A 19,084-nucleotide genomic window follows, 5' to 3' on the forward strand; every position below is an offset into this window, starting at 1 on the left:
TTGCTTCATTATAAATCAATTATAACCAATTGTCATCATGAAAAAACATTCTTTTTTCCAGTAAAATTGTAATAATATAAATAACATGCTTGTTGTAAAATCCTTAAATGATAACTGCTATCAGCGTAAAAACAGGCAGATATTATATGTAAAAAGCAATATGGGCAGAAAACACATGAAAAAGTTTTTAATCAATTTATGCTTTAAATGGTAGAAGGATATTATGTTCATGGAAGAAAAACTAACGAAGTTTAAATATTTTAAATTGATAAAATAATATTGCAATAAATTATTTGTTTCATTATAATGAACTTGTTCACTCTATTGTTACAGCTTTTTTACAAAAATAATCAGAAAAGACGGAACAGAATAAAAGTTGTGGAAACTCAGGTTCATTTGTCTGATATTTCTGAGGATTTAGCCGTAAGGAGCTGAAAATTATTATTAGGGGGTTTGCGAATATGAAAAAACGTTGGTCGATTGTCACGTTGATGCTCATTTTCACTCTCGTGCTGAGCGCGTGCGGCTTTGGCGGCAGCGGATCAAACGGTGAAGGGAAAAAGGACAGTAAAGGAAAGACGACACTTAACATTAATATTAAAACTGAGCCGTTCTCCTTACATCCGGGATTGGCAAATGATTCAGTTTCAGGCGGTGTCATCCGTCAGACTTTTGAAGGATTGACACGCATCAATGCAGATGGGGAGCCTGAAGAAGGCATGGCATCCAAAATCGAAACAAGCAAGGACGGTAAAACATATACATTCACTATTCGTGATGGTGTGAAATGGTCTAATGGAGACCCTGTAACAGCACAAGATTTTGAATATGCTTGGAAATGGGCGCTTGACCCTAATAATGAATCACAATACGCTTACCAGCTCTACTACATAAAAGGTGCTGAAGCGGCGAATACCGGAAAAGGCAGCCTAGACGATGTGGCAGTAAAAGCTGTGAATGACAAAACGCTGAAGGTTGAATTAAATAACCCGACGCCATATTTCACTGAATTAACTGCGTTCTATACGTATATGCCGATCAATAAGAAAATTGCAGAGAAAAATAAAAAGTGGAATACAAATGCCGGAGATGATTATGTATCAAACGGGCCGTTCAAAATGACGGCATGGAAACACAGCGGTTCTATTACTCTCGAAAAAAATGACCAGTATTGGGATAAAGACAAAGTCAAACTGAAGAAAATCGATATGGTTATGATCAACAATAACAATACGGAACTAAAAAAATTCCAAGCTGGCGAACTTGATTGGGCCGGTATGCCGCTCGGACAGCTTCCGACAGAATCCCTGCCGACCCTGAAAAAAGACGGTTCTTTACATGTTGAGCCGATTGCAGGAGTGTATTGGTACAAATTCAACACTGAAGCTAAGCCATTAGACAACGTCAATATCCGTAAAGCTTTAACATATTCGCTTGACCGTCAGTCGATTGTTAAAAACGTTACGCAAGGAGAGCAAATCCCGGCAATGGCTGCAGTGCCGCCTACAATGAAGGGATTTGAGGATAACAAAGAAGGATACTTCAAAGACAATGATGTCAAAACAGCAAAAAAATACCTTGATAAAGGCCTAAAAGAAATGGGCTTAAGCAAGGCATCTGATTTGCCAAAAATCAAATTGTCTTACAACACTGATGACGCACACGCGAAAATCGCTCAAGCAGTACAAGAAATGTGGAAGAAAAATTTAGGCGTTGATGTTGAGCTTGATAACTCAGAGTGGAATGTCTATATTGATAAGCTCCACAGCCAAGATTATCAAATCGGCCGTATGGGCTGGCTCGGCGACTTCAATGATCCTATCAACTTCCTTGAATTGTTCCGTGACAAAAACGGAGGAAATAACGATACAGGCTGGGAAAATCCAGAATTCAAAAAGCTTCTGAATCAGTCACAAACTGAAACAGATAAAACAAAACGTGCAGAGCTGCTGAAAAAAGCAGAAGGTATTTTCATTGATGAAATGCCGGTTGCCCCAATCTATTTCTATACTGATACTTGGGTACAGGATGAAAACCTAAAAGGTGTTATCATGCCAGGTACTGGTGAGGTTTATTTCAGAAACGCATATTTTAAATAAGGCTACGTCTGAAAATAAAAGACCTCAAGGTATATGGGGAGAAAAGCCCCATATACCTTTCTTACTGATGGAGTATAAAAATGTAAAAACCATGGAGGTGTTCCCCCTTGCTAAAATATATCGGAAGACGCTTAGTCTATATGATTATCACACTATTTGTGATTGTAACTGTGACATTCTTCTTAATGCAAGCAGCACCGGGCGGGCCATTTTCAGGTGAGAAAAAGCTTCCGCCTGAAATTGAAGCAAATTTAAATGCGCATTATGGCTTGGACAAGCCGCTGTTTGTACAATATGTCAGTTATTTGAAATCAGTTGCAATGTGGGATTTCGGACCGTCATTTAAATATAAAGGTCAGAGTGTTAACGACCTGATCAGTTCAGGTTTCCCCGTTTCATTTACTCTTGGAGCAGAAGCTATTCTCCTCGCTTTAGCGTTAGGTGTATTGTTTGGGGTCATTGCAGCCCTTTACCATAATAAGTGGCAGGATTATACCGTCGCGATTTTAACGATATTTGGTATTTCGGTTCCGAGCTTTATCATGGCGGCTGTTCTGCAATATGTGTTCTCCATGAAGCTTGGGCTGTTTCCGGTCGCGGGGTGGGATTCCTGGGCATACACCTTTTTGCCTTCAATCGCACTTGCTTCCATGCCGATGGCGTTTATTGCCAGACTTTCCCGTTCAAGCATGATCGAAGTGTTAAACAGTGATTATATCCGCACGGCGAAAGCGAAAGGGCTGTCCCGCCCAGCGGTTACAGTGCGGCACGCCATTCGAAACGCGCTTTTGCCGGTTGTTACATATATGGGCCCGATGGCCGCACAGGTCTTAACGGGGAGCTTCATTATTGAAACCATTTTTGGGATTCCGGGGCTTGGTGCACACTTCGTCAACAGTATTACAAACCGTGATTATACGGTCATTATGGGTGTAACGGTGTTCTTCAGTGTCATCCTGCTATTGTGTGTATTAATCGTAGATGTGTTATACGGCATTATTGATCCAAGAATCAAGCTTTCCAAAGCAAAGAAAGGAGCCTAGGCCATGCAGAACATTCCAAAAAACATGTTTGAACCAGCCGCAGCGAATGCCGGCGATGCAGAAAAAATAAGTAAAAAGAGCCTTTCCCTCTGGAAAGATGCGATGCTTCGCTTCCGCAGCAATAAGCTTGCAATGGTCGGGCTTATCATTATCATGCTCATTATCCTTATGGCAATTTTTGCGCCGGTGTTCTCAAGGTATGATTATTCAACTACTAATCTTTTAAATGCGGATAAGCCGCCTTCAAAAGATCACTGGTTCGGCACAGATGATCTTGGACGGGACATTTTCGTCCGTACATGGGTAGGAGCGCGAATCTCAATCTTTATCGGTGTCGCAGCCGCTGTTCTCGATTTGCTGATCGGCGTCATTTGGGGGAGCATTTCAGGCTTCCGCGGAGGCAGAACGGACGAAATCATGATGCGAATCGCTGATATCCTTTGGGCAGTTCCTTCATTATTAATGGTTATCTTACTGATGGTTGTTCTTCCGAAAGGTCTATTTACGATTATTATTGCCATGACGATTACAGGCTGGATTAATATGGCCAGAATCGTGCGCGGACAAGTGCTGCAGCTGAAGAATCAGGAGTATGTGCTTGCTTCACAGACACTGGGTGCAAAAACATCCCGTCTTCTGTTTAAACATATCGTGCCAAACGCAATGGGTTCTATTTTGGTCACGATGACACTGACAGTTCCTACTGCGATTTTCACAGAAGCCTTTTTAAGCTATTTGGGACTTGGTGTTCCGGCTCCGCTGGCAAGCTGGGGAACGATGGCTTCTGACGGATTGCCTGCATTGACCTATTATCCGTGGCGTTTATTCTTCCCTGCCGGATTTATCTGCATTACAATGTTTGGTTTCAACGTTGTCGGCGACGGATTAAGAGACGCATTGGATCCTAAGTTACGTAAATAAGGGAGTGATACGGGTGACACGCCTATTAGAAGTAAAAGATTTAGCAATTTCATTTAAAACATATGGCGGAGAGGTCCAGGCGATCCGCGGAGTGAATTTCCATCTGGATAAAGGGGAGACGCTGGCTATCGTCGGCGAATCAGGTTCCGGAAAAAGTGTAACCTCTCAAGCGATTATGAAGCTGATTCCAATGCCTCCGGGTTATTTCAAACGCGGTGAGATCCTGTTTGAAGGAAAGGATCTGGTGCCGCTGTCTGAAAAAGAAATGCAAAATGTCCGGGGAAAAGAGATCGGCATGATATTCCAAGATCCGATGACCTCTTTAAATCCAACGATGAAGGTCGGTAAACAAATTACGGAAGTGCTTTTTAAACACGAAAAGATCTCGAAGGAAGCGGCTAAAAAACGCGCGGTTGAACTGCTGGAATTAGTCGGTATCCCAATGCCGGAAAAGCGGGTGAACCAATTTCCGCATGAATTTTCAGGCGGGATGAGACAGAGGGTTGTCATTGCCATGGCGCTTGCAGCGAATCCGAAACTTCTGATCGCCGATGAGCCGACAACTGCTCTTGATGTAACGATTCAAGCGCAAATTTTGGAATTAATGAAGGATTTGCAAAAGAAAATTGACACGTCCATCATCTTTATCACACACGATCTTGGTGTTGTGGCTAACGTTGCTGACCGGGTCGCTGTCATGTACGCGGGACAGATTGTAGAAACCGGTACGGTAGACGAAATCTTCTACGATCCGAGACATCCGTACACTTGGGGGCTTCTTGCATCCATGCCGACACTGGAAAGTTCAGGAGAGGAAGAGCTGACTGCAATTCCGGGCACGCCGCCTGATTTGACAAACCCGCCAAAAGGAGATGCTTTTGCCCTGCGGAGCCCTTATGCGATGAAAATCGATTTTGAACAGGAGCCGCCAATGTTTAAGGTATCTGATACTCATTATGTCAAATCGTGGCTGCTTCATCCCGACGCGCCAAAGGTAGAGCCGCCAGAAGCGGTAAAAGCGAAAATGCGTAAACTGGCAAATACGTATGAAAAACCTGTCTTAGTGAGAGAAGGTGAATGAATTGACTGAAAAACTATTAGAAATCAAACATTTAAAACAGCACTTTGTCACGCCGAGAGGAACCGTTAAGGCTGTAGATGATTTATCATTTGATATCTATAAAGGTGAAACATTAGGGCTGGTTGGTGAATCTGGCTGCGGTAAATCGACAACAGGCCGAAGCATTATCAGGCTGTACGAAGCAACCGATGGTGAGGTGCTGTTTAACGGTGAAAATGTGCACGGGAAAAAATCGCGGAAAAAGCTGCTGGAATTCAACCGCAAAATGCAGATGATTTTCCAAGACCCCTATGCATCCCTGAATCCGAGAATGACAGTTGCTGATATTATTGCTGAAGGCCTTGATATTCATAAGCTGGCAAAAACGAAAAAAGAGCGGATGCAGCGAGTTCATGAACTATTGGAAACAGTGGGATTGAACAAGGAACACGCGAACCGCTATCCTCATGAATTTTCCGGCGGCCAGCGCCAAAGAATCGGGATTGCCAGAGCGCTTGCTGTTGATCCGGAATTCATTATCGCGGATGAGCCGATTTCCGCTTTGGATGTATCCATTCAAGCGCAGGTCGTGAATTTAATGAAAGAACTGCAAAAAGAAAAAGGGCTCACATACTTGTTTATTGCCCACGATTTATCGATGGTCAAATACATCAGTGACCGCATTGGCGTCATGTATTTCGGGAAACTGGTTGAGCTTGCGCCGGCAGATGAGCTTTATGAAAATCCGCTTCACCCATATACAAAATCATTGCTTTCTGCGATTCCGCTTCCTGATCCGGACTATGAGAGAAATCGCGTTCGCCAGAAATATGATCCATCTGTCCATCAATTAAAGGATGGGGAAACGATGGAATTCCGTGAAGTCAAACCGGGACATTTTGTGATGTGCACGGAAGCCGAATTTAAAGCTTTTTCATGATTCATCAATCCTTCAAGAGATTTCTCTTGAAGGATTTTTTTGCGTCCTCATAGAAAGTGAGAATGATAACATTTACAATTAGAGGAAAAAGCGGAGGCGAAATACGATTCAATTTCTGCATAACAAAAATGTTTTTGCGCTATTGCTGTCTCAATCTTTTCAATCTCTAGCAGGAGTCCTCGCCACAATCGTTTTAATGGTCCGGGTCTATCAAATGACTGACTCCGTTTTTTTGGCGGGCCTTATTTTATCGTTCATGTCGTTTGCGAGTATAGCAGCAAGCTTTTGCGTCTCTCCGGTGCTTCGCATTCTCGGTTTTAAAAAGGTGCTTGCGGGAGCGAATCTGCTGAGAGCGGTCTTTACAACCCTGATGGCATACAGCGTCACTCATCACGGACAGGCATTCTTTTGGATTACGCTGCTGTTTGTGTTTTGTTTTTCCTTCGCGGGCGCTTTTTTTCAGCCGGCAAGATTTGCGCTGCTGCCGATTATTGTTCCAAAGAAGCAATATGTAAAAGCGAATGGTGTGATCTCCCTCTCGAATCAATTGTTCTTAACAGCAGGCTGGGGCCTTGGAGGCCTTCTGACGTACGCCATCCCTTTTGAACTCGTTGTCGGCGCTGCCATTTGCCTGTTTGTTCTATCGGGAGCTTCCATCAGTGTGCTGCATGTTAATGAAGAAGAGGATGCAGGAACTGCTGAAACAGCATCTGTCAGAAGTATATGGAAGGATTTAATGATCATCCCTATTGTAAGAGACATTACTGTAATGGACATGATAGAAGCTTTGGCGGGTTCCGTATGGTCATCTGCTATTCTCCTCGCATTTACTGCGGCTGTTTTGCATGAAACAGAGGTGTGGTGGGGGATGTTTAACGCTTCCTATTTTATAGGCGCAATTGTCGGCAGTGTGATTGCCATTCGTTTTTCTTCTTTTTTTGAGCGGAATATGGGCTATGCCATTATGTTCAGCTCGCTTGTAATGTCGGCGCTGACCCTTTTGTTTTCATTTTCTCCAGTCCCATTTTTATGCGCTCTGGCTTGTGCTGCAATGGGGCCTTTTTATCAGGTGCGTGATATTTGCCAGGAAACCATGCTGCAGGAGGTTATTCCCGAGCAGAAACGAATCGGAATCATGGCTGCAAAAAATGCGATTTTGACTCCTTGGTCAGGCGTCACCTACTCCATTATGGGACTAGTGGCTGATGCTGCTGGTGCGAAAATAGCTTTTATCGCGGCTGCTGCATTATATATCATGACATTTCTGATTGCACTGGCGCAGCCCCGCCTGATTCATTACAGGCGGGAAAACCGAGTTCAATGAGATACACTTCAAAATGAACGGAGCAGCTGGCTCCGTTTTTGCTGAAAAAAAATGAAACCATGGCGGAAGTTCGCACGTCTTTATAGATGTAAGGCTGTTTAAACAAGAAGAAATGGGGTATATCTAAAAGTATGAAGACAACGAACTCATAAGGAGCAAATCAATGAACTGGTATGAAAAGCTTAGCGAGTACTTTCCAATTGAAGAAATGAAATCAAAAGCGCATATGGAAGCTCTTCTGAAAGAGCGAAGCGATATTTATCATAAAGATGAAGGCAAACATCATATTTTAATGTTTGCGGAATTCGATTCTTTTATCTTCGTTGATTATCTGTATGTGTCTAAGGATGCAAGAGGGCAGGGGCTTGGCGGCAAATTGATCGCGAAGCTGAAAAAGAAAAATAAGCCCATATTGCTCGAGGTGGAACCTGTGGATGAAGATGATACTGATACAGAAAAACGCCTGAGGTTTTATCAAAGAGAGCATTTCAAGCATGCTCAGTCAATTGGGTACCGGCGCCGGTCATTGGCTACGAATGAAGTAAACAAGATGGAGATTCTGTACTGGTCACCAAAAACAGAATCAGAAGAAGAAATTCTTGAAGCCATGAAACAAACATATGAAAACATTCATACTTATAAAGACGAGAAATGGTACGGGGAATCGTACGAAAAAACGGATGAAGTCCTGAAACTCATTGATGAAGAAAAACAAAAAAATATTTTCGATCAGTTAAGCTAATTGAGAATTAGAACATATCATGAACATTAAAAATTTGCTGGATTGACACATTTTTTTCTTAGGATACTGTTCACACTTACTTTTTTATAGTATAATACCTGTAAAGATTCCTTTTTTAGAGTAATTTCAATTTAAGAATAAAATAGATGTTCATCCTACTAATTAGAGGAGTGAAGATGAATGGTTACACTATACACATCACCAAGCTGTACTTCATGCAGAAAGGCGAGAGCGTGGCTCGAGGAGCACGATATTCCATTTGTAGAAAGAAACATTTTCTCTGAACCTTTATCAATTGATGAAATAAAACAAATTCTTCGAATGACTGAGGATGGAACAGATGAAATCATCTCAACCCGTTCAAAAGTATTCCAAAAACTGAATGTGAACGTTGAATCTATGCCGCTGCAAGATTTGTACCGCTTGATCAACGAGCATCCAGGTTTGCTTCGCCGTCCGATCATCATTGACGAAAAACGTTTGCAGGTCGGATATAACGAAGACGAAATCAGACGTTTCCTGCCAAGAAAAGTTCGCTCTTTCCAATTAAGAGAAGCACAGCGTTTGGCAAACTAATAGATCGTATCATCAAAAGAAGGCTGAGTCATCAGCCTTCTTTTATTATTTTTCAACCTGCTGGTAATAAATGCTCGCAAGAATGACAAACGCAACCGTCAAAATGGGGAGGAGCGTTTCAACTGTGCCGTGCTGCGCCATAAAAAGCGACAGCTTTTTGTCTCTGACAATCATTTCTCCGCCAGTATAAGCAAGCAGCCCGCTTCCCGCGTAAATCAGAAGCGGTATTTTCTCTAGTGCAATATGGATGAGTTTGCTGCCCCAAATAATAACCGGAACCGATACACACAAACCTATAACAACGAGAGAAAACTCACCGTGTGATGCTCCCGCAACTGCGATGACGTTGTCCAGCGACATAAAGAGATCTGCAAGCACAATCGTTCGTATCGCTCTCCACAGGGAGGTGCTGCTTTTAATGTGTTTCGTGTCTTTTTTTTCAATCAGCAGCTGATATCCTAAATACAGCAGGAAAATTCCGCCGGCGCACTGCAAGAACGGAATGTTCAAAAGATATACTGCTGCACTTGTTAATCCGATTCTCATGGCAACGGCAATAAATGTTCCGAGAATAATGGCTTGCTGTCTTTGCTTGTCCGGCAAATGTCTGCTGGCCATGGCAATAACAACCGCGTTATCTCCGCCGAGGATCAGGTCAATCCCAACAATGACAAGCAGAGAAATCAGATAGTCATGCTCCATGAAGCGGCACCTCGCTTTCAGTCCTTCGCTTGTACTACTACTATATGAGACAGGTTGTATTTTATGATATCAGCCGCCTGAACTGCCGTTTTTTAGGCAAAGGTGCATTTTTATTTCTTTTGTGACTGTTTTATCATAAAATAGAAATACAAAGGAATTCACACTGGCCTTGGTTAAGGTTAAGATGTGGACGGAATGGGTAAAGTGTAGTAAAGTACAATTAATCGGGAGCTTAGATGTCCCTTCAACATCTTATATAGAAGGGAAGGTTGGCAAATGGAAATTGAAAGAATTAACGAGCATACAGTAAAATTTTATATGTCTTACGGAGATATTGAAGATCGCGGTTTTGACAGAGAAGAAATTTGGTATAACCGTGAGCGCAGTGAAGAACTTTTCTGGGAAGTCATGGATGAAGTTCATGAAGAAGAGGAATTCGCTGTGGAAGGCCCACTTTGGATTCAAGTTCAGGCACTGGACAAAGGATTAGAAATCATCGTCACAAAAGCCCAGCTTTCCAAAGACGGACAAAAGCTCGAACTGCCGATTCCTGAGGATAAAAAGCAAGAACCAGCATCTGAGGATCTTGACGCCTTGCTGGATGATTTCCAGAAAGAAGAGCAAGCCGTCAATCAGGAAGAGAAGGAGCAAAAGCTTCAATTTGTCTTGCGATTTGGCGATTTTGAGGATGTTATTTCTCTATCTAATTTGAACGTTAACGGAAGCAAAACGACTTTATATTCGTTTGAGAACCGATATTATTTATATGTAGATTTTTGCAATATGACTGATGAAGAGGTTGAAAATCAGCTAAGCATCCTGCTGGAGTACGCAAATGAATCCTCAATCAGCATACACCGTCTTGAAGAGTACGGCAAGCTGATTATTTCAGAGCATGCTCTAGAAACGATAAAAAAACACTTTGCATCATAGCAAACCGATTTCCTTCCGGAAATCGGTTTTTTTTATGCACGAAAATGCCATTTTAGAGATGTGAAAAATCAAAAACATATAGACAAGCGGAAAATACAGCGAACAGGAGTTGATCATCTTTTCCAGAAAGTATATTTCATCTGGAAAGGAGAGATGACAATTGTTTAGTGCTGTGACTGAAGACGGCCAAATGTTCCACCTTCTAGGCGCTCAGCAAAACCAGAAATTAAAGCGGAGACGGTTCTTCTGTCCGGTATGCGGGGGAGAGCTAGCTGTGAAGCTCGGACTTCAAAAAGCGCCGCATTTTGCCCATAAACAGAACAAGTCCTGCTCCATAGACATCGAACCGGAAAGCGCCTACCACTTAGAAGGAAAAAGACAGCTGTATGTATGGCTGAAAACACAACGGGCTTCACCAATATTGGAGCCGTATATAAGGACAATCAACCAAAGACCGGACGTCATGGCAAGGATCAAGGAGCATATGCTTGCTGTTGAATATCAATGCGCCAATATCGCTCCAGATGTCTTTCAAAAGCGGACAGAGGGCTTCAAACAAGAAGGAATCATCCCGCAGTGGATTATGGGATACAGCCGCTTAAAACGGACTGCTTCGTCCTTTTATCAGCTTTCAGCCTTTCATTGGCAGTTTATCAATGCAAGTCCATACAGAGAGCTGATATGTTATTGTCCTGAAAGGCGTTCTTTTCTCCGGCTCAGCCACATCATTCCATTCTACACAAACCATTCTTATTCCTCAGTCCAAACGATCCCTATCCATCGGGCAGGTGCAGGCGATCTTTTTTTCACTGAACCGAAACCCTCATTTCAATATTCAGGCTGGACGAAAGCGATTCACCGTTTTCGCCATAAACCCCATCGGTTTAACTCAAAGGAAATAAATCGCCTTAGGCTGCTGTTTTATGAGAAGCGGCAGACGCCTTTTTCTTTTCTGCCAACTGAAGTGTTTGTTCCTGTTAGAAAAGGGGCAGTTTTTAAGAGTCCGGTTTTTGTGTGGCAGGGGTTTCTTTATTTGTTTATGACGGATCTTGGAGATAAACGTGCGCCAATTCGTTTTTCAGCCGTTTTGCAGCAGTGCAAACTGCACATTTATAATAAGAACATTGCACTCAGGTTTGAATGCAGCGAAGAGTGTCTTTCAGAAGCGGTTAAACAGTATATTGATTTTTTGTGCAAGAAGGGATTTTTAAGGGAGACTCAGAAAGAAGTATATGTGCTGAATCAGCCTGCAGGCGGCATACACTCCATGCAGGATCTCATAGAAAGAGACCGCAGCTGTTTTATAGAATGAGTTTGTCTTATTTGGCTCACCCTAAGACAAAGGTGGTGGGCAGGCTGTGAAAGGCACAAAAGGAAAGGTTTTTCGTGTTTTTACTGCTTTTTTGGCATTCGTTCTCTTCATTACTGCATATGATTTGACAAAAGGCAGTGAAAAACCGGAAGATATTCACAACACAAGTTTATTGAGAAACAGATGTTTTTTCAATTGGCTTGAATCAAAGAAGACGAGGGGGATCACCATGGCTGAGGAAAAAAAAGCAAACCAACTGCCTGACAGAAGTGAGGTAAAGGCAGAAGACACATGGAGACTTGAGGATATTTTTCCTAGTGATGAGGCCTGGAATAAAGAATTTCAAGCTGTAAAAGAATTAATTCCGAATTTATCTAAGTATAAAGGAAAGCTGGCAGATTCAGCTGATCATTTATACGAGGCTCTTACGTATCAAGATAAAGTGATGGAGCGGCTGGGTAGGTTGTACACATATGCGCATATGCGCTCTGACCAGGATACTGGGAACTCCTTTTACCAGGGGCTGAATGACAAGGCGGGAAACCTGTATACACAGGCCGCAAGCGCGACAGCTTATTTGGTTCCGGAGATTTTATCCATAGAAGAAGACAAACTGCAGCAGTTCATTCTTGAAAAAGAAGAATTAAAGCTGTATTCTCATGCGATTGAGGAGATTACAAAGGAACGTCCGCATGTGCTGAGCGAAAAGGAAGAGGCACTGCTTGCTGAAGCCTCCGAGGTACTGGGGTCATCTTCAAATACATTCAGCGTGTTAAATAACGCAGATATAACGTTTCCGTCCATTAAAGACGAAGATGGGAATGAAAAACAGATCACTCACGGCAACTTTATTAATTTCTTGGAAAGTGAAAACCGTGAAGTCCGCAAAAATGCGTTTGACGTAGTGTATAAAACGTACGGACAATATAAAAACACAATGGCCACGACGCTAAGCGGCACTGTGAAAAAGGACAACTTTTACGCGAGAGTGAAAAAGTACAAGTCAGCGCGTGAGGCTGCGCTTTCTAACAACAGTATTCCTGAGGAAGTATACGATAACCTTGTTAAGACGATTAATAAGCATTTGCCGCTCCTGCACCGCTATATTGCGCTAAGAAAGAAAGTGCTTGAGCTTGATGAAGTGCATATCTATGACCTGTATACACCGCTTGTGAAAGATGCGGGGATGAAGGTGACATACGAGGAAGCCAAAGATTACATGCTGAAAGGCCTCGCACCTTTAGGGGAAGAATATGCCTCTATCCTAAAAGAAGGACTGGAAAACCGCTGGGTGGACGTTTACGAAAATAAAGGCAAACGCAATGGGGCTTATTCATCAGGAGCTTACGGCACGAATCCGTATATTTTGATGAACTGGCATAATAACGTCAATAATCTCTTTACGCTCGTGCACGAGTTTGGACATTCCGTACACAGCTACTATACGAGAAAGCACCAGCCTTATCCATATGGCAATTACAGTATCTTTGTCGCGGAAGTTGCCTCTACGACAAATGAAGCGCTCCTTGGCGAATATTTGCTGAACAATTTAGAGGATGAAAAACAGCGCTTATATATTCTCAACCATATGCTTGAGGGCTTCAGGGGAACGGTCTTCAGACAAACGATGTTCGCTGAATTTGAACATCTGATCCATACAAAGGCGCAAGAAGGCGAGCCGCTTACACCTGAGCTTCTGACAAATGTCTATTACGACCTGAATAAAAAGTATTTTGGAGACGGCATGGTGATTGATAAGGAAATCGGCCTTGAATGGTCGCGTATTCCGCACTTCTATTACAATTACTATGTGTATCAGTATGCGACAGGGTACAGCGCTGCCCAAGCATTAAGCAGCCAGATTTTGAAGGAAGGAAAGCCGGCGGTTGACCGTTATATTGACTTCCTGAAAGCGGGAAGCTCACAATACCCGATTGATGTCCTGAAAAAAGCGGGTGTTGATATGACGTCTCCTGAGCCAATCGAAGCCGCGTGCAAAATGTTTGAAGAAAAACTTGATGAAATGGAAGAGCTGCTGATGAAAGTCAAGCAGTCTTAAAAAAGTAAGCCTGTGCGGAAATGACGCACAGGCTTTTTTAAAACCCTTTAAAGGTTTTCCGGTGATTCAAGCGGTAGAGGGTAAACAAAATAGACAGAAACAGCAGAGGAGAGGTAATATAAAGCGGCAGCATATGCATCATGCCTAAGATATTCAGACAGAAAAAAACGGCAATGCACACAATTGAGATCAAAGTAGACATCATGGCGATCCTCCTCGTCCTTTTTCCTTATAAGGATATGAGTGAATGCACTTCGTTATGTTTTGTGACAAAAATATGAACATTAAGCATAGAGGTTGTCAAAAGTCGACATCTTTTGTTATCATAAGGATGTGAAATTGATCACAAACAAACATTACCCCTTTGTTTGACCGTGAAAAATTTCTCCCATCCCCTTTGTTGTCGTTAAGACATATGAAACCGCGCTTATCCCGGCGCGGTTTCTTTAGTGTTAAAAATAGAACGTACGTTTGGTTCAGGGCGTAAAAAAACAGCCTCAAGCATATACACGCCTGCGGCTATTTTTCACATGATTGATATTCATCAGAATAAGTGCTGAGAGACTTCCAAAACATTCCGTGTTTGGCTTCCACTTTGGCAACCTTTTTAGCAAACGCCAGTTTTTTCATTTCTTTTTCTACCTCTTCCAAGCTCAGGTCATATACAAGAGCAATTTCCTTAGAGGCAACGAAGCGGAAATATTCAATAAAACATTCTAAAGGCGGTGTTTCCGACGGCTTCGGCTCGTCGCCAAGCATCTCAAATAAAATTTCTTCATATACATCATATGAGTAGCTGCCAGGAACTTTAAGCCCTTCATCCTCATGCTGCGTATTAAAAAACGTCAGTGTCGGATTAACAGAAACATCCATCTCAGCAGCAATTTTCATGTCACATTGAAGCGCCTTGACCGCGCTTTGAGAATGCAGATCTTTTTTGAATTCTTCAAGATCGAGACTTGTATTTTCAGCAATCTCCAAAAGCACGTTTTCATCCGTAATATTTTTCTTTGAAACAAATAGGCTCTCCTGCATATTTCTAAGAAATTGCATGCCGGCTTTTCGTCCTTGCAATTCGGCTGCTTTAAAAGCGAGAGCAGCCATATAAGGCGATGAAAGCGGCTGATCCTGTTCGAACCAGACATTGCCGTCACATGACATGCCAGAGCGGCTCGCGATCTTTTCCCATGCTTCTGCGAGAAGATGCTTTTTTCGCTTTTTATTTAAAGCGGTAAGGCTTGCGGAAGCGATAATGCGTAAGGTGAAAAAACGTCCGTATCTGATTTTTAGCTTTTTGATGACGGGCTCTAAGGACCAGCATTCAGGACATAAAGGGTCTACAAACATATAAATTTCAAGCGGTTTTTTTGGATGACCGTGGCAATGGGCGAAGTATAGCTCATGCTGATAGTTTGTCAAGATGATCGATCCTCCGCTTCCGTTTGATTCACCATATGCCTTGCTGTCAACTCCAGCCGGCCAAACAAAAACTCACGAATTTCGCCCTCCAGCCCTACATGGTCCATTGCGTCCTTCATACAGCTGAGCCACGCATCAGCTCTCTCGTTTGTAATTGGAAAGGGAAGATGCCTTGCTCTGAGCATAGGATGGCCGTGCTCCTCGGTATAAAGCGGAGGCCCGCCTAAATACTGAGTTAAGAATTGCTTCTGTTTCCTAGCGGTTTCTGTCAAATCGCTTGGAAAAATCGGCTTCAGCAAAGGATGAGACGCGACACGCTCATAAAAAGTATCAACAAGTTGCGATAGAAGTTCCTCTCCAATCGCTTCATAAGGTGCGTTAAACGATTGTCCCATGTTGACTACTCCTTTAAATATGGCTAATAGGAATCATAAATCCTATTGCAAAAAGTAATTTTCTGTATTTCATTGTTTCATCTAGATTTATTTTAGCAACAAGGCATCATTTCTACAAACAAACTGCCTTTTATGCGTTTGATGACTCATTTCGGCTGACAGCCGGGGTTTGTATTTCATATCATATCACATAAAAATCAGGAATGCGTAAGATTTCACTTCGCAAAAAAACCAGAGGGAAAGAGCACCTCTGGTTACGCGTAATAAGCTGAAGTTATTTTTTTTACATAGTTTTGCGTTTCTTGGAAAGGAGGAATGCCTCCGTATCGGTCAACATTCCCCGGTCCGGCGTTGTAAGCCGCTAATGCCATAGACACATTGCCGTCGTATTTATCCAGCATTTGTTTTAAATATTTCGTTCCGCCCTCCACATTTTGCTGCGGATCAAGCGGATTGGAAACGCCAAGTGAGCTTGCTGTTGACGGCATCAGCTGCATGAGGCCCATCGCACCTGCTCCGCTGACCGCTTTTGCATTAAAGCCTGATTCCTGTTTGATGACGGAACGGATCAGTTTTTCATCAACGCCATATTTATCAGCGGCTTTTTTAATCGTACTGTCAATAGAAAAGTCTCCCGAACTGATCTGATTTGCTTCATGTTTGTTTGAAGCTGAATCTGCAGCAGATGTTTCAGTGCTTTCGGCCGCTTTTGTGATTGAACCTGAATTGCTGCTCGTATATGAGTTAAGCCCATACGCTGAAAGCAGTGACGGCGCTGTTGTATTCGCGCTGTTCAGCATGCTGAGCGGGCTTGGCGATGAAGAAGGTGCTGATTGCTGAGATGCCAGACCGTTTGTATATTGGCTGAGCAAAGAACTGAAACTTGAAAGCGGGCTTTCCGTATTCTGATTGTCCGAGCTGCTGCGTGCATTAGATATGGACTGTAGTGCCTGAAGCTGAAGTAAAGCTGCCCAATTCGTTACATTCACGATGTCATTCCACCTTATATAGACTTTCGTTTTTCTTCATAAAAACGCAGAATTTTATTTTTGGTTTCGCGCTGAGGAATGCTGAATTGCTGAAGCAGCTTTTCGAAGGCTTGTCTGCCCTCATGCCAATCCGCCGCCTCAAATTCAATTTCATAGTCCTCTTTATTTAAATATCGGCTGTGGTCTAAAACTATTAAGCCTTTTTCTGTTTCTTTTTCCGCACGGTTTGTTGCTAAAGATCCAAAGTATTGAATGGCATCCGTATCGATCTGAAGCTTGTGCAGCTGGTCCTTCACGGGGCCCTCGGGAACTGAAAATCCAGCGAGATCTGATACCTCTGAAAGCTGCTGGTGCGTTTCCAGAAGCCCCACATCAGCCGGCTCCTTTAATGTAAGGACATACTTTCCGTTTTTTCTGCGGATACGAAGCGCAGCATGTTTTTGTTTCAGCCCGAAGCTGTCTGTATCAAAATAATGATTCTTTTGATCTGTAAAATCTTTTTCTGTCAGCTGGAGTGCCGCTGCTATGTTTTTGAATTCTTGTTTGGTCAGCATGTTTTTAAATTCGATTTCAATTTCTTGGCTCATGATGCTCTTCCTTTCCGCCCTGTAAATCTTATTTTTACTATTATCTCTTTAGATGTTAGGTTTATCAATATCGAGCTCGATATGATAAAATGAATCTGTACTTTGTTTAAAAAAGGAGAGCATTATGCAAAACAGAATCGAAATTTTGAATGCAACATTATCGGATGATCAGCTTCGCCTTGCCTGTCAGACAGAAGGAAACGAAGCGGAACGCAAGCCGTCAGGTCAAATGCTTGTTGATTCTGACCACTTTGCTTTTGTATACATACTTGAATTAGCTGATTCTTTTGAATATGTCATTATAAAGGAACATGTATGGCCGGAACTGAAGCAGGCCCATGCACAAAAAACACCGGTTGTTTTAGAGGCAGGAGACCAAACAATTGAACTGGCAGGCCTGCATGAGGAGCTGGAATATCTTTTAGAAAATATAAAAGATAATGCAAACTATGGAGAAGAAATGGAAGAAAAAGTGAAACGCGTGTTTTTATAGAAACTGGTTCGGAATTGGGGGATGTATGATGGATGACAAACAATGGGAGCGTTTTTTAGTGCCGTACCGCCAGGCTGTCGAAGAGTTGAAAGTGAAGCTCAAGGGGATCCGCACACTATATGAATACGAGGACGACCATTCACCGATCGAATTTGTGACCGGACGCGTCAAGCCTGTGGCCAGCATACTTGAAAAAGCGAGACGGAAAAGCATACCGCTGCATGAAATTGAAACCATGCAGGACATTGCTGGCCTTAGAATCATGTGCCAATTTGTCGATGACATCCAAATCGTAAAAGAGATGCTTTTTGCCAGAAAAGATTTCACCGTTGTGGATCAGAGGGATTATATTGCGGAACATAAAGAGAGCGGATACCGATCATACCATCTTGTTGTGCTGTACCCTTTGCAGACGGTATCCGGAGAAAAGCATGTTCTCGTAGAAATACAGATCCGTACACTGGCGATGAATTTTTGGGCGACCATTGAACATTCATTGAATTATAAATACAGCGGAAACATTCCTGAAAAAGTAAAACTAAGGCTTCAGCGCGCTTCTGAAGCGGCTTCCCGGCTTGATGAAGAGATGTCGGAGATCAGGGGTGAAGTACAGGAAGCTCAAGCTGCCTTTTCAAGAAAGAAAAAAGGAAGCGAGCAACAATAGGTAAAGGGGAAGAAGAGCATGAAATTTGCCGTATCATCAAAAGGAGATCAAGTTTCTGATACGCTGAAAAGCAAAATACAGGCGTATTTATTGGATTTTGATATGGAACTGGATGAAAATGAACCGGAAATCGTTATTTCAGTCGGAGGCGACGGAACGCTTTTGTATGCTTTTCACAGATACAGCGACCGCTTGGACAAAACAGCATTTGTCGGCGTTCACACAGGTCATCTGGGTTTTTATGCCGACTGGGTTCCTCATGAAATTGAAAAACTTGTTCTTGCCATCGCGAAAACGCCGTATCATACAGTCGAATATCCGCTTCTCGAAGTCATTGTGACCTATCACGAAAACGAGCGGGAAGAAAGATACTTAGCTTTGAATGAATGTACGATTAAAAGCATCGAAGGAAGCCTTGTTGCTGATGTGGAAATCAAAGGGCAGCTCTTTGAAACCTTCCGGGGCGACGGCCTCTGCCTGTCAACTCCATCAGGCAGCACAGCCTACAATAAGGCGCTGGGCGGAGCGATTATCCATCCGTCTATCAGGGCGATCCAGCTTGCGGAAATGGCTTCAATTAATAACCGCGTGTTCCGTACGGTGGGGTCACCTCTGCTTCTCCCATCCCATCATGATTGCATGATTAAGCCGAGAAACGAAGTTGACTTTCAAGTGACGATTGACCACTTAACCCTTCTCCATAAGGATGTAAAGTCGATCCGCTGCCAAGTTGCATCCGAAAAAGTGCGGTTTGCGAGATTCCGTCCGTTTCCATTTTGGAAAAGAGTCCAGGATTCGTTTATTGGAAAAGGTGAATAGAAAGAGG

At 42.8% G+C, this 19,084-nt stretch carries 22 protein-coding genes; 15 read left to right on the forward strand and 7 right to left on the reverse strand.

Going from position 1 to position 19,084, the window contains the following annotated elements:
* Nucleotides 1-461: 461 nt before the first annotated feature.
* The 8 genes from oppA to spx all read left to right on the forward strand — a co-directional run bounded on the left by oppA (nt 462) and on the right by spx (nt 8,705).
* Nucleotides 462-2,099, forward strand: coding sequence for an oligopeptide ABC transporter substrate-binding protein OppA (gene oppA / locus KXZ66_RS06145; protein ID WP_063335040.1), 1,638 nt, complete (start codon nt 462-464; stop codon nt 2,097-2,099).
* A gap of 107 nt (nt 2,100-2,206) precedes the next feature.
* Nucleotides 2,207-3,142, forward strand: coding sequence for an oligopeptide ABC transporter permease OppB (gene oppB, locus KXZ66_RS06150; protein WP_003245554.1), 936 nt, complete (start codon nt 2,207-2,209; stop codon nt 3,140-3,142).
* A 3-nt stretch (nt 3,143-3,145) separates the two neighbouring features.
* Entirely contained in the window at nt 3,146-4,063 is a 918-nt protein-coding gene (gene oppC / locus KXZ66_RS06155; protein WP_021479549.1) for an oligopeptide ABC transporter permease OppC, read from the forward strand.
* A gap of 4 nt (nt 4,064-4,067) precedes the next feature.
* A complete protein-coding gene (gene oppD / locus KXZ66_RS06160) occupies nt 4,068-5,144 on the forward strand; it encodes an oligopeptide ABC transporter ATP-binding protein OppD (RefSeq protein WP_015252358.1) in 1,077 nt (358 codons plus the stop codon).
* Nucleotide 5,145: 1 nt separating this feature from the next.
* The gene (gene oppF, locus KXZ66_RS06165) at nt 5,146-6,063 is read left to right on the forward strand and encodes an oligopeptide ABC transporter ATP-binding protein OppF (RefSeq protein ID WP_003239287.1); all 918 of its coding nucleotides are present in this window, start codon (nt 5,146-5,148) and stop codon (nt 6,061-6,063) included.
* Nucleotides 6,064-6,169: 106 nt separating this feature from the next.
* Nucleotides 6,170-7,387 (forward strand): MFS transporter, encoded by a 1,218-nt coding sequence (locus tag KXZ66_RS06170; RefSeq protein WP_072175656.1) that lies wholly within the window; start codon nt 6,170-6,172, stop codon nt 7,385-7,387.
* A 163-nt stretch (nt 7,388-7,550) separates the two neighbouring features.
* Nucleotides 7,551-8,129: a GNAT family N-acetyltransferase gene (locus KXZ66_RS06175; RefSeq protein ID WP_003224597.1), complete on the forward strand. Its 579-nt coding sequence runs from the start codon at nt 7,551-7,553 to the stop codon at nt 8,127-8,129.
* Between the two features lie 180 nt (nt 8,130-8,309).
* Nucleotides 8,310-8,705 carry a transcriptional regulator Spx gene (gene spx / locus KXZ66_RS06180; RefSeq protein ID WP_014476435.1) on the forward strand — a complete coding sequence of 132 codons (396 nt, stop codon included), beginning with the start codon at nt 8,310-8,312 and terminating at the stop codon, nt 8,703-8,705.
* Nucleotides 8,706-8,750: 45 nt separating this feature from the next.
* On the opposite strand, the gene KXZ66_RS06185 is transcribed toward spx, so the two are convergent.
* The gene (locus KXZ66_RS06185; protein WP_003232944.1) at nt 8,751-9,407 is read right to left on the reverse strand and encodes a TerC family protein; all 657 of its coding nucleotides are present in this window, start codon (nt 9,405-9,407) and stop codon (nt 8,751-8,753) included.
* Between the two features lie 169 nt (nt 9,408-9,576).
* Between KXZ66_RS06185 and KXZ66_RS06190 the strand changes: the two genes are divergently transcribed.
* Together KXZ66_RS06190 and mecA are read left to right on the forward strand one after the other, a co-directional pair.
* Complete coding sequence (locus KXZ66_RS06190; RefSeq protein WP_119122854.1) at nt 9,577-9,717, forward strand: hypothetical protein; 141 nt, start codon at nt 9,577-9,579, stop codon at nt 9,715-9,717.
* Nucleotides 9,684-10,340, forward strand: coding sequence for an adaptor protein MecA (mecA, locus tag KXZ66_RS06195; RefSeq protein ID WP_003232942.1), 657 nt, complete (start codon nt 9,684-9,686; stop codon nt 10,338-10,340). Before KXZ66_RS06190 ends, mecA begins: the two co-directional genes overlap by 34 nt.
* Here mecA and KXZ66_RS06200 read toward each other — a convergent pair.
* Nucleotides 10,335-10,457: a hypothetical protein gene (locus KXZ66_RS06200; protein ID WP_021479547.1), complete on the reverse strand. Its 123-nt coding sequence runs from the start codon at nt 10,455-10,457 to the stop codon at nt 10,335-10,337. The genes mecA and KXZ66_RS06200 overlap by 6 nt on opposite strands.
* A 43-nt stretch (nt 10,458-10,500) precedes the next feature.
* Between KXZ66_RS06200 and coiA the strand changes: the two genes are divergently transcribed.
* A complete protein-coding gene (gene coiA / locus KXZ66_RS06205; RefSeq protein WP_219144852.1) occupies nt 10,501-11,652 on the forward strand; it encodes a competence protein CoiA in 1,152 nt (383 codons plus the stop codon).
* Nucleotides 11,653-11,881: 229 nt separating this feature from the next.
* Nucleotides 11,882-13,711, forward strand: a complete 1,830-nt coding sequence (gene pepF, locus KXZ66_RS06210; protein WP_219144853.1) for an oligoendopeptidase F — start codon at nt 11,882-11,884, stop codon at nt 13,709-13,711.
* A gap of 37 nt (nt 13,712-13,748) precedes the next feature.
* Here the strand turns inward: pepF and KXZ66_RS06215 are convergent, their stop codons facing one another.
* From KXZ66_RS06215 to KXZ66_RS06235, 5 genes are all read right to left on the reverse strand, one after another.
* The gene (locus tag KXZ66_RS06215) at nt 13,749-13,916 is read right to left on the reverse strand and encodes a hypothetical protein (RefSeq protein WP_003244944.1); all 168 of its coding nucleotides are present in this window, start codon (nt 13,914-13,916) and stop codon (nt 13,749-13,751) included.
* Between the two features lie 314 nt (nt 13,917-14,230).
* A complete protein-coding gene (spxH, locus tag KXZ66_RS06220; RefSeq protein ID WP_003245184.1) occupies nt 14,231-15,130 on the reverse strand; it encodes a protease adaptor protein SpxH in 900 nt (299 codons plus the stop codon).
* Nucleotides 15,127-15,525 (reverse strand): globin domain-containing protein, encoded by a 399-nt coding sequence (locus KXZ66_RS06225; protein ID WP_003232928.1) that lies wholly within the window; start codon nt 15,523-15,525, stop codon nt 15,127-15,129. Before KXZ66_RS06225 ends, spxH begins: the two co-directional genes overlap by 4 nt.
* A gap of 254 nt (nt 15,526-15,779) precedes the next feature.
* Nucleotides 15,780-16,514 (reverse strand): bifunctional muramidase/murein lytic transglycosylase, encoded by a 735-nt coding sequence (gene cwlQ / locus KXZ66_RS06230; protein WP_257475331.1) that lies wholly within the window; start codon nt 16,512-16,514, stop codon nt 15,780-15,782.
* Between the two features lie 14 nt (nt 16,515-16,528).
* On the reverse strand, nt 16,529-17,101 hold the full coding sequence (locus KXZ66_RS06235) for a CYTH domain-containing protein (protein WP_219144854.1): 573 nt from the start codon (nt 17,099-17,101) through the stop codon (nt 16,529-16,531).
* 124 nt (nt 17,102-17,225) lie between these two features.
* Here KXZ66_RS06235 and KXZ66_RS06240 point away from each other — a divergent pair, with 124 nt between their 5' ends.
* From KXZ66_RS06240 to KXZ66_RS06250, 3 genes are read left to right on the forward strand one after another with little or no spacing between them, the layout of a single operon-like run.
* Nucleotides 17,226-17,594, forward strand: a complete 369-nt coding sequence (locus KXZ66_RS06240; RefSeq protein WP_021479543.1) for a UPF0738 family protein — start codon at nt 17,226-17,228, stop codon at nt 17,592-17,594.
* A 28-nt stretch (nt 17,595-17,622) separates the two neighbouring features.
* The gene (yjbM, locus tag KXZ66_RS06245) at nt 17,623-18,258 is read left to right on the forward strand and encodes a GTP diphosphokinase (RefSeq protein WP_003245294.1); all 636 of its coding nucleotides are present in this window, start codon (nt 17,623-17,625) and stop codon (nt 18,256-18,258) included.
* Nucleotides 18,259-18,276: 18 nt separating this feature from the next.
* Nucleotides 18,277-19,077 carry an NAD kinase gene (locus tag KXZ66_RS06250; RefSeq protein WP_003232918.1) on the forward strand — a complete coding sequence of 267 codons (801 nt, stop codon included), beginning with the start codon at nt 18,277-18,279 and terminating at the stop codon, nt 19,075-19,077.
* Nucleotides 19,078-19,084 lie beyond the last annotated feature (7 nt).

Source organism: Bacillus sp. LJBS17 (genome assembly GCF_019334685.1).
In the GTDB taxonomy this organism is placed as follows: domain Bacteria; phylum Bacillota; class Bacilli; order Bacillales; family Bacillaceae; genus Bacillus; species Bacillus subtilis.

Bases quoted from the DNA above. Each gene is read 5' to 3' on its own strand.
- KXZ66_RS06235 (WP_219144854.1), bottom strand. From the start codon at position 17,101: ATGAGCCAAGAAATTGAAATCGAATTTAAAAACATGCTGACCAAACAA.
- KXZ66_RS06215 (WP_003244944.1), bottom strand. From the start codon at position 13,916: ATGATGTCTACTTTGATCTCAATTGTGTGCATTGCCGTTTTTTTCTGT.
- KXZ66_RS06240 (WP_021479543.1), top strand. From the start codon at position 17,226: ATGCAAAACAGAATCGAAATTTTGAATGCAACATTATCGGATGATCAG.
- oppC (WP_021479549.1), top strand. From the start codon at position 3,146: ATGCAGAACATTCCAAAAAACATGTTTGAACCAGCCGCAGCGAATGCC.
- KXZ66_RS06200 (WP_021479547.1), bottom strand. From the start codon at position 10,457: ATGATCAACTCCTGTTCGCTGTATTTTCCGCTTGTCTATATGTTTTTG.
- KXZ66_RS06175 (WP_003224597.1), top strand. From the start codon at position 7,551: ATGAACTGGTATGAAAAGCTTAGCGAGTACTTTCCAATTGAAGAAATG.
- KXZ66_RS06225 (WP_003232928.1), bottom strand. From the start codon at position 15,525: ATGGGACAATCGTTTAACGCACCTTATGAAGCGATTGGAGAGGAACTT.
- spx (WP_014476435.1), top strand. From the start codon at position 8,310: ATGGTTACACTATACACATCACCAAGCTGTACTTCATGCAGAAAGGCG.
- mecA (WP_003232942.1), top strand. From the start codon at position 9,684: ATGGAAATTGAAAGAATTAACGAGCATACAGTAAAATTTTATATGTCT.
- oppA (WP_063335040.1), top strand. From the start codon at position 462: ATGAAAAAACGTTGGTCGATTGTCACGTTGATGCTCATTTTCACTCTC.
- KXZ66_RS06185 (WP_003232944.1), bottom strand. From the start codon at position 9,407: ATGGAGCATGACTATCTGATTTCTCTGCTTGTCATTGTTGGGATTGAC.
- pepF (WP_219144853.1), top strand. From the start codon at position 11,882: ATGGCTGAGGAAAAAAAAGCAAACCAACTGCCTGACAGAAGTGAGGTA.
- yjbM (WP_003245294.1), top strand. From the start codon at position 17,623: ATGGATGACAAACAATGGGAGCGTTTTTTAGTGCCGTACCGCCAGGCT.
- KXZ66_RS06250 (WP_003232918.1), top strand. From the start codon at position 18,277: ATGAAATTTGCCGTATCATCAAAAGGAGATCAAGTTTCTGATACGCTG.